The following is a 14650-nucleotide window of genomic DNA, read 5'->3' on the forward strand; positions in this document are numbered from 1 at the left end:
CTTTGTCCATTCGTCGTAAAGCGATGCCCTGTGCGAACGCCCGAATCTAGACAATGCGGTTCAGCACCCCTGCGACCTGGGATGACATTGGGGAAGCATGGGGTAGAGTCGCAACGCATGACCTCTTCATCCGCGATCGTACGAGAGCCCTCCCTCTTGGACGCAACGTGCGAGGATTTCGTGTACGACCTCGCTTCGATCTCGCCCACCACCGGTACCGAGATCGGGATTGACGGTTTCGACGGCGAGCTGCAGGATTTCAGCCCCGAGTATTGGGACGCGCTGGCGGAGCGCATCCGCGACCTCATCGCCGACGTCGACGCGCTCAACGATTCGACGGATGAGTCCGACGACGAGGACGACTTCGACGATGTCGACAGCCTCACCGCCACCCTGCTGCGCGACCGCATGGCGCTGCAGCTGGAAATGCACCACCGCGGCGAGTTCCTGCGCAGCCTGAACATCATCGCGTCGCCGGTGCAGACCATCCGCGACTCGTTCGCGCTGATGCCGAAGGTGACCGACGAGGATTTCGACAACATCGCCTCGCGCATGTCCAAGATCCCCGCGGCGCTGCGCGGCTACGCCGAGTCCCTCGCGGAGGCGGCCGGCACCGGCAACATCGCCTCGCACCGCCAGATCGACGGCGTGATCAACCAGTGCGAAGCCCTCGGCGCGGAGGGCTCCCAGCTCGAGGAGGTCGGCCTGCCGCCGGAGTCCGCCGTTGTCGAGGAGGCGAAGGAGGCGTTCTCCGAGTTCGCCGACTGGCTCTCCACCGAGCTGTCCCCGCAGGCCACGCACGAGGACGGCGTGGGCCGCGAGCGCTACGAGCTGTTCTCCGAGTACTTCCTCGGCCGCGAGATCGACCTCGACGAGGCGTACGAGTGGGCCACCGACCAGCTCGCCGCGACCGTCGACGAGCAAGTCGCCATCGCCCGCAGCCTCTACGGCCCGGACGCGACCGTGCTCGGTGCATACCGCCAGCTCAACGACGATCCCCGCTACCAGCTCCGCGGCACCGACGCGCTGATGGAGTGGATGCGCAGCGTCAACGACGAGGTGCTCACCGTCCTCGACGGCAACGACCTGACCGTCCCCTCCGACCTCCCGCGCGTCGAGTGCGCCATCGACCGCGCCGGCTCCGGCGGCATCTTCTACACCCCGCCCAGCGACGACATGCTCCGCCCCGGCACCATGTGGTGGTCCGTCCCCGAAGGCCAAGACGTCTTCCACACCTGGCAGGAGCTGACCACCGTCTTCCACGAGGGCGTGCCCGGCCACCACCTGCAGATGGCCAGCGCGCTGATGCAGCGCCAGGACCTCAACCTCTGGCGCCGCCTGGTCTGCTGGAACTCCGGCCACGGCGAGGGCTGGGCCCTCTACGCCGAGCACCTCATGGGCGAGCACGGCTACTTCGAGGACCCCGGCTTCCGCATGGGGCTTCTCGACGCTCGCAGGCTGCGCCTCGCACGAGTACTCATCGACGTCGGCGTCCACCTCAAGAAGACCACCCCCGACGGGGCAGGTACGTGGGACGCCCAGTACGCCAAGGCCTTCCTGCGAGACAACTGCGCCCTGCCGGACGCCATTCTCACCTTCGAGCTCGACCGCTACATGGGCTGGCCCGGTCAGGCCCCGAGCTACGCGGTGGGCTACCGCGACTGGTTGACGCTGCGCGACAAGGCGCTGGACCAGGGCATGGGTCTGCGCGAATTCCACGACAAGGCCCTGCGCCTCGGCTCCATGCCGATGGACATGCTTGCCAACGAGGTGCTGAACCACTAGCGGCGGCGGTTGGGCGTTCGGGCGTTCGGGCGAGGCGGCGGGGCGGCGGGGCGGTTTTCGGGTCCGCCGGGGCTCCGTCCCGATCTCCCGCTCGCTTCCGGGCCCGCTCGCAACGCTCTGACCTGCGAGTTTTCCGGTCGCCCTCCGCTCCTCGCTTAGGGGCATAACTGCAGGTCAGGTTCCGGGGCAGGTGTTTATGGGCATAACACGTGGTCAGAGGTTTATTGGTCGATTGTCCTCGAAAAACTGAATAAAACTGTTACCAGCAGTTATGCCCCTAAATACCTGCCCCGGAACGTATGCCCCTAAACACCTGCCCCTAAAGACCTGCCCCGGAGCGGCGCAGAGGCCCGGGAGGCGGACCCAGCCAGCCCCACGAACCCGGCCAGCCCCCTCGCCCGGCCCCGTTCGCCGTCGCATTCGACCCCGCTGCGCGGCTGCGGCGCTCTGAACTGCGGTTTTCCAGGCCTTGCCTTGCTCCTCGCTTAGGGGCATAACTGCAGGTCAGGTTCCGGGGCAGGTGTTTAGGGGCATAAGACGTGGTAGGGCGGTTATTGGTCGGCTGTCATCGAAAACATGAATAAAACTGTTACCAGCAGTTATGCCCCTAAACACCTGCCCCGGAACGTATGCCCCTAAACACCTGCCCCGGAGTGTCCGAGGCGGCCGGCCGGTGCACGCCGTCGTGAAGCGGCCCGGTGCCCCTACCCGCGGCGCCCGAGCCGGCGCAGCAGCGTCGGCAAGTAACTCGCGAAGAGCAGCACGCAGATCAGCCGGATGAGCTGCAGGGCGACCACAGCAGGGCCGGCGTCGCCCTCGGCGGCGAGCGCCAGGACGGTCTCGAGGGCGCCGGGGGTGGTGGCCAGGTAGCCCTCGTAGAACGAGATGCCCACCCACTTGGCCACGAACCAGCCCACGCCGGCGCAGGCGGACATGAGCAGCGCGATGTAGGCGAGCGTCGCGGGTAGCATGCGGCTGAACTGCTTGAGGGCGGGCACGCTGAGGCCGCCTCCGCACATGCAACCGATGGCGATCAGGCCGAGGATGGTCAGGGGTCGGGGCGAGGCGATCTCGATGTCGGCAATCTTGCCGACCAGGACGGTGAGCAGTAGCGGCCCGAAGACGGAGGAGTTCGGCAGCCGCAGCAGCTTGCCAAGCGGCGCGCCGATAACGATGAGGGCGGGGACGAGGATCCACATCCAGGGCGAGGCGTCCGAGAAGGCTGCGGCGACAGCGTCGGAACCCGCGCCACTCGCCGGCGCGAACACGGATGCGACCACCGGCAACGTCATCGACACAATCAGGAGCCGGAGGTACTGGGACAGGGCGACGTAGCTGGCGTCGGCGCCCACGTCGCGCGCGAGCGCCGGCATGAGCGACGCCCCGCCGGGCAGCAGCGAGAGCACGCCGGTCTCGCGCGTCACGCCGTGGTTGGCCAGCACCATGCCGCCGCCGAACGCGAGGGCGAGCACGAACGCGGCGGCGGCAAGGCCGGGGAGCACGAACGGCAGCAAATCGCGAAGTGGCACGGCCACCAGGGGCAGTGCAGCCATCACGCCGATGATGCCGCGGGCGAAGGTGAAGAAGTGCTCGTTCATCGGCAGTTCGCGCCCGCTGACCAGCGCCATGCCGCCGGAGGCGAGGATGGCGCCGACGATCCACGCGGCGGGCACGTGCAGCGCGGACAGTACCGCGCCGAGCACCACCGACAGTGGGGCGACGATTAGCCAACGGTTCACGGGGGCAGATAGTACTCTTTCGCGCATGCCGCCATTGACGTCTACGCTGCTGCTCATCGTCGCCGCGGCGGCGGCCGGCTGGATCGACGCGGTGATCGGCGGAGGGGGCCTGATCCTGATCCCGGTGCTCATGTCGGTGACCGGGTTGCCGGCGGCGTCGGTGCTGGCCACGAACAAGGTGGCGGCGGTGACGGGCACGGCGTCGGCGGCGGTCACGCTGGTGCGGCGCGTCGGCATGCCCAAGATGACGCTGGCGTTCGCGGCCGCGGCGTTCGCGGCGTCGGCGGGCGGGGCGATGGCGGTGTCGTTGATCAGTGACAGCATCGTGCGCCCCGCGATCATCATCCTGCTGCTGGCCGTCGGCACCTTCGTGGCGCTGCGCCCGCAATTCGGGGCGGCTGGGGGCGAGCGGGTGGAAACCGGGCGTCGGAAAGCATTGGCCCTGGTAGCAGCGGCGGTCATCGGGCTTTACGACGGCATTTTCGGGCCCGGCACCGGCATGTTCCTCATCATGGCGTTTACGGCGATTTTCGCGCAGAGCTTCCTGGAATCGTCGGCAATGGCGAAGGTGGTGAACACCGCGACGAACCTGGGCGCGCTCACCGTGTTCATCATCGGCGGCTACGTGGTGTGGCCGCTGGCCATCACGCTGGCGCTGGCCAACGTCGCCGGGGCGCAGCTCGGCGCGCGCACGGTGCTCAAGGGCGGGTCGCGGCTCGTGCGCTACGCGCTGCTCGCGCTCGTCGTGGTGCTGAGCACGAAACTGCTTTTCGACGAATTCAGCTAGACCTTTATTCCAGCACCAGCGAGCCGTTGGCCAGGCCGATGACGGCGAAGACCGCGCCGGCGACGACAAGCGCCACGACGAACCACTCGAAGGTGTTGAAGAGGCGCTCGCCGCGGCTGCGCTTCGTCCAGATGTACGGGATCATGCCCGGCAGCACCGCGAGCGCGCCGAAGAGCACGTACACCGGGTCCGCGGCGTAGATCAGCCAGATGGAGTAGATGAACGCGATCGCGCCGACCACCAGCTGGCGGGAGTTGGTGGTCGGGTCGGGGCGGACCTCGCCCTTCGTCGGGGCCTCGGGGCGCAGCGCCAGCACCACCAGGTACAACGCCGAGAAGAGGTAGGGCAGCAGGTACATGATGGTGGCGAGCTGCACCATGGCGTTGTACGAGGTCTCGTTGGCGAAGAAGACGATGACGAAGAACTGGATGACCACCGTGGAGATCAGCTGCGCGGTGAACGGGGCGCCGGCCGCGTTGACCTTGCCCACGCGGGCGGGCAGGAGGCCGTCGCGGGCCATGAGCACGATCGGCTCGGCGCAGAGCATCTGCCAGGACACGTACGCGCCCAGCACCGACAGGCACAGACCGATGGAGATCAGCGCGCCGCCCCACGGGCCGACGACCGCTTCCAACACCGCGCCCATGGAGTTATCCGGCAGCGCCGCCAGCTCTGCCTGGGTGAGTACGCCGTAGGAGAGGGTGGACACCGCGACCAGCAGCGCGAGCACGGAGAGGAAGCCGATGATGGTGGCGCGGCCGACGTCCTCGCGGCGCTGCGCCTGCTTGGAGTACACGGACGCGCCCTCAATGCCGATGAACACCCACACCGTGTAGAGCATGATGCCCTGCAGCTGCTCCGAGAAGGTGAAGCCGGAGCCCTTGCCCCAGAAGTCCAGCGTGAAGGTGTCCCAGGAGAAGCCGAGGAACGCGACGAGGACGATGAAGCAGAGGATCGGCACGGCCTTGGCCACGGTCACCACCACGTTCATCACCGCCGCCTGCTTCACGCCGCGGGTCAGCGCGAAGAAGATCAGCCACGTGAGCACCGAGACGGAGAGGGCGAGCACCCAGGAGTTCTGGAACACCGGAAAGTAGTGGCCCACGGTGCTGAAGAACAAGGTGGCGTAGCCGACCTGCGCCATCACCGAGCCGAGCCAGTAGCCCAGGCCGGAGGTGAAGCCGATGAAGTCGCCGAGGCCGGCGCGCACGTAGGAGTACACGCCGGAATCCAGGTGGGGTTTGCGCTCCGCGAGGATCTGGAACACGAAGGCGATGGAGAGCATGCCCACGCCCGCGATCAGCCAGCCGGTGAGCATGGCACCGGGGCCGGCCACCGAGCCGATGTTCTGCGGCAACGCGAAAATGCCGGAGCCGACCATGGAGCCGATAATCAGCGACACCAGGGTCCACATCGTCACGGTGTGCGTCTTATGCACAGTTGTCATGCTGGGTAAATGTACTGGTACCGGCACGAAAAGTGTTATTGCGGCGGCAAGTGCCGCTTCGTCTTTGCCGTCGCCGGGGCCGTCCACGGGTCCTCGGGCCAGGGGTGTTTGGGGTAGCGCCCCCGCATTTCTTTCCTCACCTGCTGGTAGGGCCCGTCCCAGAAACTCGCCAGATCATCCGTCACCGCGAGCTCGCGGCCGGCGGGGGAGAGCAGGTGAAACAGCACCTTCACCCCGGCAAGCTGCGGCGATGCGGCGAGCCCGAAACATTCCTGCAGCTTCACGCGCACCACCGGCCGCCCGCTCGCGTAGTCCACGCGCGGGTGCGAGCCGCTGGGTACCTCGAGCCGCTCCGGCGCGAGCTCCGGCAGCTGGCCCGCCTCCGGCCACGGCAGCTGCCGCAGCAGCGCCGCGCGCATGTCCAACTTCGCGAGCGTCGTGCCCGCTGCCAGCTGAGCCACCTCCGGGCCGTAGTCGCCCTCCGCAACGTCGGGCCATTGCGTGCCGACGTTCACCCGCAGAAAATCAATCCGCTCCTTCAACCGCTGCGCTTCCCCATCCAGCGGGAACGCGTCGAAGGAGAGGTCCGCGAGCGCCTCCATCGCCTGGTCCGGCGTGAGCTTCACCGGTGTGGAAGTGAGTTCGATCGCGCCGACGGCGGTGACTTTCCGGCCGCGTACGGTGCTGCCCTCAAGGGATGCCCTGAGCTCCTCCTCCACCCGCTCCACCGGCAGCTCGGTGGCGGCGGCCGCACGAATGATGGCGCCGCCTCGGGTGCGCTGCACCTCCGCCGCCGCGAGCCATTCGGGCGCGCCCATGTCCACGCCGAGGGTGGCGCGGGTGCCGCTGGCCAGCAAGTATTCCTCACCGACGCGCTTGGCCACCCACTGCGGGAACGCCGCGGCAACCACGTCGCCGGCCGCGACCGGCGGGCCCGCGGGTGCGAGCCGGGCCAGGCGTGCGACCTGCTGGGCGGGCGGGGTGGCGCGGGCGAGGTCGCCGCTCGCGCCGTCGGCAATCGCGGCGACGGTCGGTGCCGCGCCCGCGCCGAGCGTCAGCAACGCCGCGCCGAGCCGCGGGTCCACCGGCATGCCGGCCAAGCGAACGCCCAGGTCAGTGAGCGCACCGGAGCGGTCGAGGGCCCCGATGGCGGTGAGGGTCTCGGTGGCGTCGGCGAGCGCGGGCGCAGGCGGCGCGTCGAGGAGCGGGAGGTCCGGCGAGCCCCACGCGCGCATCGCCAGGAGCGCGCCGGTGAGGTCGCTCGTGGCAATCTCCGGCGCAGTGTCGGGCGAAAAGTGCTGGTAATCAGCCTGCGAGAACGCGCGGATCACCCGCCCCGGACCCAGACGCGCGGCGCGGCCGGCACGCTGGTTCGCGCTCGACTTCGACTCCGACACCGTGACCAGGCCGGTCATCCCGCGCGCATCCCGCCGCGGCACGCGCGCCAGACCCGCATCCACCACCGCGCGCACGCCCGGCACGGTAATCGAGCTCTCTGCAATACTCGTCGCCACCACCACCGGCGCGTCGCCGCCGAGCGCCGCGTCCTGTTCCGCGCTGCTCAGCCGCCCGTGCAGCGGCACAGCCCGCGCACCCAGCGCCGCGCACACCCACTCCACCTCGCGCGCGCCGGGCACGAACACAAGCGTGCGGCCCTCCGTTTCGGGCACAAGCTTTGCGACGTCCGCATAAAACTCCCTGCGTCCCTCCACTCGACCCGGCAGCGGCGCGTACTCGACGTCGAGAGGGTGCGTCACCGCTTCGGTGCTCACAATCTGCGCGCCCATGTGGTCGGCGAAGGCCTGCGCGTCGAGGGTGGCGGACATGGCGCAGAGGTAGAAGTCGTCGCGGAGCACGGCGACTTCCATGCACATCGCCAGCACCAAGTCGGTGTCCAGCTGGCGTTCGTGCACCTCATCGATGATCACGGCGCCGACGCCCTCCAGGCCCGGGTCCTTGAGCAGCCGGTTGAGCAGCACGCCCGGGGTCACGAACTCCACGAGCGCGCCCGGTTTGGCTTCGCCGCGGATGGCGTAGCCGACGCGGTCGCCGAGAGAAGTGCCGTCGAGAAGCGAAAGGCGGCGCGCGGCGGCGCGGACCGCAACCCTGCGCGGGGCGGTGACCAGCGTTTTGCCCGCGCCCGCGGTGAGATTCGCGATCGCCGGCGGAACGAGCGTGGTCTTACCGGTGCCCGGCGGGGCCTCGACGACCAGCGGGCCGGCGGCCGGCAGCTGGTCGATGACCTCCGCGACGGGCAGTTCCGCGCCGATTCGTTCCAGGTTGAACACGGTGATCCAGGGTACCTTTATGGGCATGAGACGCCTGTTCGCCGCAATCGTCCCACCCGTCGAGGTCCGCGAGCACCTGATCACGGCGCTGCGGCCCATCCGCGACGGCTTCGGCACCGAGTCCCGCTGGACCGATCCGGATACCTGGCACATCACCCTCGCGTTCTACGGCAACCAGCCCAACGACGCAGGCCTGGTCACCGACGTGCTGGCGCAGGCGACAGCGTGGGCGCCGCCGCTAGAGCTGCGGCTGCGGGGCGCAGGCTGCTTCGATCGACGCACATTGTGGATCGGCGTCGGCGGCGACAAGCTGGAGCTCAAGGAACTCATGGCGGATTCCCTCATCGAGCCTGATCAGCGGGGCCGCCAGCGAGCCCACCTCACCGTCGCGCGTACCGGAACCCGGACGCGCGATTTTTGGCTTCTCGACGATCACGCCCACGCCCTCTCCGTCTACTCCGGGCCGCGCTGGGAAGTCGACGAGGTGCACCTCATGGAATCCCACCTGGGCAAGGGGCGCAGCGGCGGGCCGAAGTACGAGGTTGTGGACACGTTCTACCTCCGCGGCCCGGCGCGCCGGGCGGCGTCGTAAGGGAGCGCGGGACGCCGCCTGCGTCACATTCGCCACTTGTGCCACCTGCGTCCCGGCTGCGGGGAAGTGGCATACCTTCCGGCGCGTTGTGGCGGATATCTGCATTCCGGAAAATATCCGCCGTGGCGGAGCGCCGGCTGATTGGGGCCAGGTAGAGGTCAGGCCAGCCTCGGAATATCTGGACACGAATAGATGTTCGAAATTGGGTATAGGGGACAGACCCTCAGCGCCAGTTGGTTATGCGACAATTGCGCTAGAGAAACTTGCTACGAAAGGACCTTCCGCCATGTCTTCGCCAGTTTTGCGCCGACTCACTGTTGCTGACGCGCAGCGTGAGCTGGCCACGCTTGAATCACAGGTTGATGGACCGCTCGAAGAATTCGAGCGTCGAGCTCACCACTACACACTCTCTCCCCGTGAACAGGGCATTTGGGAAAGGATCTCAGAGCTGCGCTGGATGTTAAGCAATGTCTAGAGATGAGGATGCCCCTCTCGCAGTCTTCGTGGCGGAGTTTCAGGAGGATCTCGTCTCTTCGTTTGAATCCTTCACGGGTGAGCGGCCGATACTGGAACCGAGTTGGCTAGACACGGCTGGGAAGGATGCAATCTCTATCCGATTAGCGCAGGAAAAAGGTGAGCCCGGAGTCGTCGCTCTTCGTGCAAAGGGAAAGGCGATCATTGGAGTCGCAATTGAGTACCGATGCGTTTGGAACTCGACCAATCAGTTCTTAGCTGTCGATCAATCGAGTGTCAAAGTCATCCCGCTGGCGGATTCGGGACGCGAACCTCTATTCCGCGTGGAGTACAAAAGGGCTCAGGACTCGCACTACCCCAGCTCGCATTTCCACGTGCACGCACACCGTGACGAGTTCACTCATCTAAGAGGGTTCGCCGCCAAACTCGATGTCGAGCGCGCTGACAAGGTAGAGGAGTACTTCACCAAGCCAGCATGGCTTTCAGCCTTCCATTTTCCGACGGGCGGGCACAGGTTTAGACCGTGTTTGGAGGATATTCTGGAATGCTTAAGGGTGGAGTTCAAACTCGACGTGGACAACAACCGCTGGCAGCCGCATCTGCGTAAGGCGCGACTCAAATGGCGAAGGATCCAGACTGCCTCTGTTGTCCAAGACGATCCAGAGGAGGCCCTGCGAGTCCTCGTTGATGTCTTCGGAATGCCGGAACCTGAGGGTTGGGTCTGCCCGCAAGGCGACCCGAAAAAACTCGCTCGAAATTAATCCCGCCACGAAACAGCGGTGCGCCTTAGCTGGTACGCCGTCATCGACCGGATGCCCGACGGCGACCCGGCGGCATCCCGCCCTGGCGGTGGCGATTATTTTCCCGAATGCAGAAATCCACCACAAAGGCAGGAAGGGTATTTGTCACCTAAAAGAGGCGCGGGCTGCTGAGCTAGCGGTCCATGTCGTGCATACGCTTGAGCGTATGCTTTTCGACGCCGCCGAGATCCCCCGTCAGCCCGCGCACCTCGCGCCGGGCGTGGTGCACCTGCCGGGGTTTGTGAGCATCGACGAGCAGTGCGCGCTGGTGACCCAAGCCCGCGAGCTGGCGAAACACGTCGCGGGCACCCCGGTGGCGATGCGCCAACCACGCGTCGGCGCAGGCCAGATGACCACGTGGATGCTCTCGCTCGGCTGGTTCTGGGCCACCAACCCCTACCGCCTGGTCCAAGAGGTTCAGGGCCACCCGGTACCGCCCGTGCCGGAGAACTACCAAGAGATCGCCGGGCGCGTTATGGCAGCCGCGCGGAAAATCGACCCGCTGGTGGGCCCGACTCCGAACGTCGAGACGGCGCTGGTCAATTTCTACCCGCCGAACACCGGCATGGGCATGCACGTCGACGCGGAGGAGCGCAGCGAAAACGCTGTGGTCAGCCTCTCAATCGGCGAGGAGACGGTGTTTAGGATCGAGGTGGGGGAAACGAACGTCGATACGCTTTTGATGTCCGGCGACGCGCTCGTGTTCGGCGGCCCCGCGCGCCGCGCCCGCCACGGCGTGCTGCGGGTCAAGCCCGGCACGGGGCCAGAGGGAACCTCGCTTGCCGACGGCCGGATCAACATCACCATGCGCCAGGTAATGTAAACGACCATGAACGACAAGGTAGCGGTGGTCACCGGCGGTTCTGCCGGCATCGGCGAGGCTGCGTGCCGCGCGCTCGCGGCCGACGGCTGGATAGTCTACGTGGCTGCGCGCCGGCTCGAGCGCTGCGAAGCGATCGCGGCGGAGATCGGCGGGGTGGCGCTGGAGCTCGATGTGACGGATCAGGCGAGCGTCGAGAAGCTTGCGGAGCTTTCGCGCGTGGACCTGCTGGTGAACAACGCCGGCGGCGCGAAGGAGCTCGACTACCTCCGCGACGCGGACGCGGACGATTGGGACTGGATGTACCAGACCAACGTGCTGGGCACGATGCGCGTGACCAAGGCGCTGTACCCGCAGCTCAAGGCGGCTAAAGGACTGGTGATCAACATCGGGTCCATTGCCGGCACCGACGCGTACAAGGGCGGCTCCGGCTACAACGCGGCGAAGCATGGCCTGCGCGGGCTCACGCGCGCGTTCCGACGCGAGGAGGCGCCCGACATCCGCGTTTGCGAAATCGACCCCGGCCGCGTGAAGACGGATTTCTCCATGAACCGCTTCAACGGCGACGCCGAGCGCGCCGCCGCGGTGTACGAGGGCAAGCTGAACCTCACCGCCGACGACATCGCCGAGGCGATCCGCTGGGTGGCGTCGCTGCCCCCGCACGTGAACATCGACGTGCTCAACATCATGCCGGCTGACCAGGCCGAAAGGTAACCCGTGACAGGTTCGCTGTTTCTCGCGCTGCTGCTCGCCTGGTTCGCGGGCATCATGAGCCCCGGTCCCGACCTGTTCCAGATCATCCGCGTCGGCGCGAAAGACCGGGCCGCGGGTGTCGCATGCGCGGCCGGCATCATGCTGGGCAACGCGGTGTGGATCATCGGGTCCTTGCTCGGGCTGTCCGCGCTGGTCCAGGCGGTGCCGCAGATCCTCACCGTGCTGCAGATCGTCGGTGGGTCCTACCTGCTCTACATGGGTGTTGGGGCGCTTCGCGGGGGCCTTGCGGCGCGCCGGGTGCCGGTAGGCGTCGCGCCCGCTGCCAGCGCCGAGCTTCCCGACGATCTCCCCGAGCCGCCGCGGGTCCTCACCCCGGCCCGCGCCTTCGGACTCGGCGTGGCGACGAACCTTTCCAACCCCAAGGCGCTCCTCTTCTTCGGCGCGATTTTCGCCCAATTCGTGCGGCCCGGGATGGGGTGGGGATGGATGGTGACGATTGCCGTCACGCTCATCGTCACCGGCCTTGTGTGGTTCGTCGGCTTCGCCGTGGCAGTGCGTGCCCTGGCGAAACCGATCCAGCGCTTCAGCTGGGCGATCGACGCTTTCGCGGGCGCGGTGTTCATCGCGATCGCGCTATGGATGATCGTCGAGGGCTTACAAGGATTGGGCGGGATGTTCCTTCCCCGCACTTAACCCCCGCAGGCCGCGTCCTCGTTTTGGAGGGCACCTACCTTTCAGGGCACCCTTTCAGGGCACCCTTTCAGGGCACTTTCCTTTTTCTGAAATGCGCTACATTCTTGATTTCCGAGATTTATGTGTCGCATGCGACATCTATGTCACGAAAATCAAGAATGTAGCGCATTGCCAAAAAGACTCGCGTCTCCCCGCGGGAAGCATGGGGCCTGTGTGACTCGCGGGTCTGGCGGGAAACCCCGGCCGGAAACCCTTAGTCGAGGTAGTCGACGACTTCGACCTCGCCGAGGCGCTCGCGCAGACCCGCCTGCACGGCGGCGACGTCGAGGTAATCCCACGCCTCGGCGAGCGGAATCACTTGGTGCTCGTAGCTCATCGGCGGGCCGATCATGAACGTCGGCATGAAGCGCATAGGGCCGACAGCAACGGAGCCGTCGGCACGCTTGGTCAGCGTGATCTCGCCGATGCCGCCGATCTTCGTGCGCTCATCCCACTGTCCGTGCAGGAAGTTGCCGTGGGAGAACCACACGGCCTGGTTCTCGTTGTAGCGCTCGAAAGGCTCGACCACGTGCGGGTGGCCGGCCAGGATCACGTCGGCGCCCGCGGCGCGCGCGACTTCGGCGGTCTCGCGCTGGAACTCGACGGGGAAATACTCGTACTCCTCGCCCATGTGGATCATCGCCACGGTGGCGTCGACCTGCTGGTCCAGCTCGGCGATCTCGCGGCGCATCGCGTCGTAATCAATGAGCGAGACCAGGTATTCCTGCCCTGCCGGCACCGGGATCCCGTTGGTGCCGTAGGTGTAGGCGATGAACCCGATGCGCATGCCGTTGGCCTCGATGATGCGCGGGGTGGCCTTGTCTTCCCAGGAGTCGTAGCCGCCCGAGTACGCCATGCCGCGCTCGCGGATGTTGCGCACGGACGCCTCCGCCCCGGCCCCGCCCTGGTCGAGCGTGTGGTTGGTGGCGTTGTTCACCAGGTCAACTCCGGCCGCGGCGAGGGCATCGATGATTTCGGGCGGGCAATTGAAGGTCGGATAGCCCGAAAGCCCGAACTCCACGCCCGCGACCGGCACCTCCATGTTCGCGGTGGTGATGTCGGCGTTCTGGAGGTAGGGGCGCACGCGGTCGAACATCGGGTTGAAGTCGAAGCCCTCGTAGCCGGCGAGCGCGTTCGCGCGGCCGTACACGTCGCTGTGGGTGAGGATGTCGCCGATCGCGCGGATGGTCACCGTCGTTTCCTCGACGGGCGCGACCTCCGCGGGCTGCTCCTGCGCGACCGTCGTCGTGCCGGTCACCTCCGGGGTCGGGGGCTGCGGGGCACCCTGGCAGCCGGCGATGAGCGTCGCCGCGGTGAGAGTGACGGCGGCAATCGCCCATTTCCTGCGCATACCCTGGGATTCAACAGGGCTTCAACTGGCAGCGCAACACGTCTGGCTTAGACTTGTCGCCATGCATTCTGAGGTGGCCATCACCGGCGATTCGATCAAACTCGGCCAGTTTCTCAAGCTGGCGAACCTCGCGGAGACCGGCGGGCACGCAAAAGAGCTCATCGCGTCCGGCGAGGTGCGCGTCGGCGGCGAGGTGGTCACCGCGCGCGGGCACGTGCTTTACGACGGCGATGTTGTGACCGTCCCGGGTGCGCAAGCGAGCGTCGTAAGTAATGGCGCCGACGACGATTACTTCGACGAGCGCACCGCGAACGACGATTTTGACCCCGAAAAGTGGAGGAACATGTAGCATGCCGGCATTTGAGGCGCTGGAGGGCATGCCCTTCTGGCAGGAGCTGGTTACCGAGCAGCCGCAGAAATCCACGTACTTCCTCTCGCGCGTGTTCGGGTGGGAGATCGGCACCGAGGGCGCGGACAACTACCGTCTCGCGCGCAAGGACGGGCTGCCGGTCGCGGGCGTGCTGCCCCTGCCGAGCGGCAGTTCCGCGTGGGTCGTGTACTTCTTCGCCCGCGGCGACCACTCCGCGCGCGTGGAGGAGCTCGGCGGCACGGTGCTGGGCACCGGGGAGACCCCGATGGGAGCGATGATGCTCTGCCGCGACATCGCCGGCGGCGTGTTCGGCATCATCGAGCCCGCCGGCGAGGAGAGCTTCGTCGCCGCAGGTGAGCCGGGCGTGCCGGTGTGGTACGAGTACGTCGCGCCGAGCACTGCAGCGATCGATTTCTACGGCGACCTCTTCGACTGGACCATCCACCGCGAGGGCTCCTACTTCACCGCGGAAATCGACGGCGCTGCGTTTTTGGGGCTTTCGCTTATCGACGAAGCCCCCACCGGCATCTGGCAGACATTCTTCGGCGTGGAGCACTTGACCTCTGCGGCAACGCAGGTGGTTGAATACGGCGGCACCCTCATCGAGGGCCCGGTGGACAGCCCGTTCGGCCCGCTCGCCGTGGTCGAGGACCCGACCGGCGCCGGCTTCTTCCTCTGCGAGGTGGAAAAGCCCGAGTTCGAGGAGCTCAGCGAGGCCGATTCAATCCTCGACCTGGATCTGGGCGACTAG

Annotated in this window: 14 protein-coding genes; 10 read left to right on the forward strand and 4 right to left on the reverse strand. The window is 66.9% G+C overall.

All coding sequences use genetic code 11. The features are described 5' to 3' along the window. Nucleotides 1-117 precede the first annotated feature (117 nt). Nucleotides 118-1785, forward strand: a complete 1668-nt coding sequence (locus M5J20_RS07980) for a DUF885 domain-containing protein (protein ID WP_253578294.1) — start codon at nucleotides 118-120, stop codon at nucleotides 1783-1785. Between the two features lie 704 nt (nucleotides 1786-2489). Here M5J20_RS07980 and M5J20_RS07985 read toward each other — a convergent pair. Beyond that, on the reverse strand, nucleotides 2490-3524 hold the full coding sequence (locus M5J20_RS07985) for an AbrB family transcriptional regulator (RefSeq protein WP_253578296.1): 1035 nt from the start codon (nucleotides 3522-3524) through the stop codon (nucleotides 2490-2492). Nucleotides 3525-3549: 25 nt separating this feature from the next. Here M5J20_RS07985 and M5J20_RS07990 point away from each other — a divergent pair, with 25 nt between their 5' ends. Beyond that, a complete protein-coding gene (locus M5J20_RS07990; RefSeq protein ID WP_253578298.1) occupies nucleotides 3550-4311 on the forward strand; it encodes a TSUP family transporter in 762 nt (253 codons plus the stop codon). A gap of 4 nt (nucleotides 4312-4315) precedes the next feature. On the opposite strand, the gene M5J20_RS07995 is transcribed toward M5J20_RS07990, so the two are convergent. Further along, nucleotides 4316-5785: an amino acid permease gene (locus tag M5J20_RS07995; RefSeq protein ID WP_437177634.1), complete on the reverse strand. Its 1470-nt coding sequence runs from the start codon at nucleotides 5783-5785 to the stop codon at nucleotides 4316-4318. 8 nt (nucleotides 5786-5793) lie between these two features. Next, nucleotides 5794-8046, reverse strand: coding sequence for an ATP-dependent RNA helicase (locus M5J20_RS08000; protein ID WP_253578302.1), 2253 nt, complete (start codon nucleotides 8044-8046; stop codon nucleotides 5794-5796). Nucleotides 8047-8071: 25 nt separating this feature from the next. Here M5J20_RS08000 and thpR point away from each other — a divergent pair, with 25 nt between their 5' ends. From thpR to M5J20_RS08030, 6 genes are all read left to right on the forward strand, one after another. After that, nucleotides 8072-8638: an RNA 2',3'-cyclic phosphodiesterase gene (gene thpR / locus M5J20_RS08005; protein ID WP_253578303.1), complete on the forward strand. Its 567-nt coding sequence runs from the start codon at nucleotides 8072-8074 to the stop codon at nucleotides 8636-8638. Nucleotides 8639-8924: 286 nt separating this feature from the next. After that, nucleotides 8925-9113, forward strand: coding sequence for a hypothetical protein (locus M5J20_RS08010; protein ID WP_253578305.1), 189 nt, complete (start codon nucleotides 8925-8927; stop codon nucleotides 9111-9113). Next, nucleotides 9106-9873, forward strand: a complete 768-nt coding sequence (locus tag M5J20_RS08015; protein WP_253578307.1) for a hypothetical protein — start codon at nucleotides 9106-9108, stop codon at nucleotides 9871-9873. Before M5J20_RS08010 ends, M5J20_RS08015 begins: the two co-directional genes overlap by 8 nt. Nucleotides 9874-10078: 205 nt before the next feature. Next, complete coding sequence (locus M5J20_RS08020) at nucleotides 10079-10735, forward strand: alpha-ketoglutarate-dependent dioxygenase AlkB (RefSeq protein ID WP_253578308.1); 657 nt, start codon at nucleotides 10079-10081, stop codon at nucleotides 10733-10735. A 6-nt stretch (nucleotides 10736-10741) separates the two neighbouring features. Beyond that, on the forward strand, nucleotides 10742-11446 hold the full coding sequence (locus M5J20_RS08025) for an SDR family oxidoreductase (protein ID WP_253578310.1): 705 nt from the start codon (nucleotides 10742-10744) through the stop codon (nucleotides 11444-11446). Nucleotides 11447-11449: 3 nt separating this feature from the next. After that, nucleotides 11450-12139: a LysE family translocator gene (locus M5J20_RS08030; RefSeq protein ID WP_253578312.1), complete on the forward strand. Its 690-nt coding sequence runs from the start codon at nucleotides 11450-11452 to the stop codon at nucleotides 12137-12139. A gap of 253 nt (nucleotides 12140-12392) precedes the next feature. Here M5J20_RS08030 and M5J20_RS08035 read toward each other — a convergent pair whose 3' ends face one another. Then, the gene (locus M5J20_RS08035) at nucleotides 12393-13529 is read right to left on the reverse strand and encodes a CapA family protein (protein WP_253578314.1); all 1137 of its coding nucleotides are present in this window, start codon (nucleotides 13527-13529) and stop codon (nucleotides 12393-12395) included. Nucleotides 13530-13590: 61 nt separating this feature from the next. Here M5J20_RS08035 and M5J20_RS08040 point away from each other — a divergent pair, with 61 nt between their 5' ends. Then, nucleotides 13591-13878, forward strand: a complete 288-nt coding sequence (locus tag M5J20_RS08040; RefSeq protein WP_253578316.1) for an RNA-binding S4 domain-containing protein — start codon at nucleotides 13591-13593, stop codon at nucleotides 13876-13878. A 1-nt stretch (nucleotide 13879) separates the two neighbouring features. Then, nucleotides 13880-14650, forward strand: coding sequence for a VOC family protein (locus M5J20_RS08045; RefSeq protein ID WP_253578318.1), 771 nt, complete (start codon nucleotides 13880-13882; stop codon nucleotides 14648-14650).

The organism is Corynebacterium stercoris (assembly GCF_024160105.1).
Taxonomy (GTDB): Bacteria; Actinomycetota; Actinomycetes; order Mycobacteriales; family Mycobacteriaceae; genus Corynebacterium; species Corynebacterium stercoris.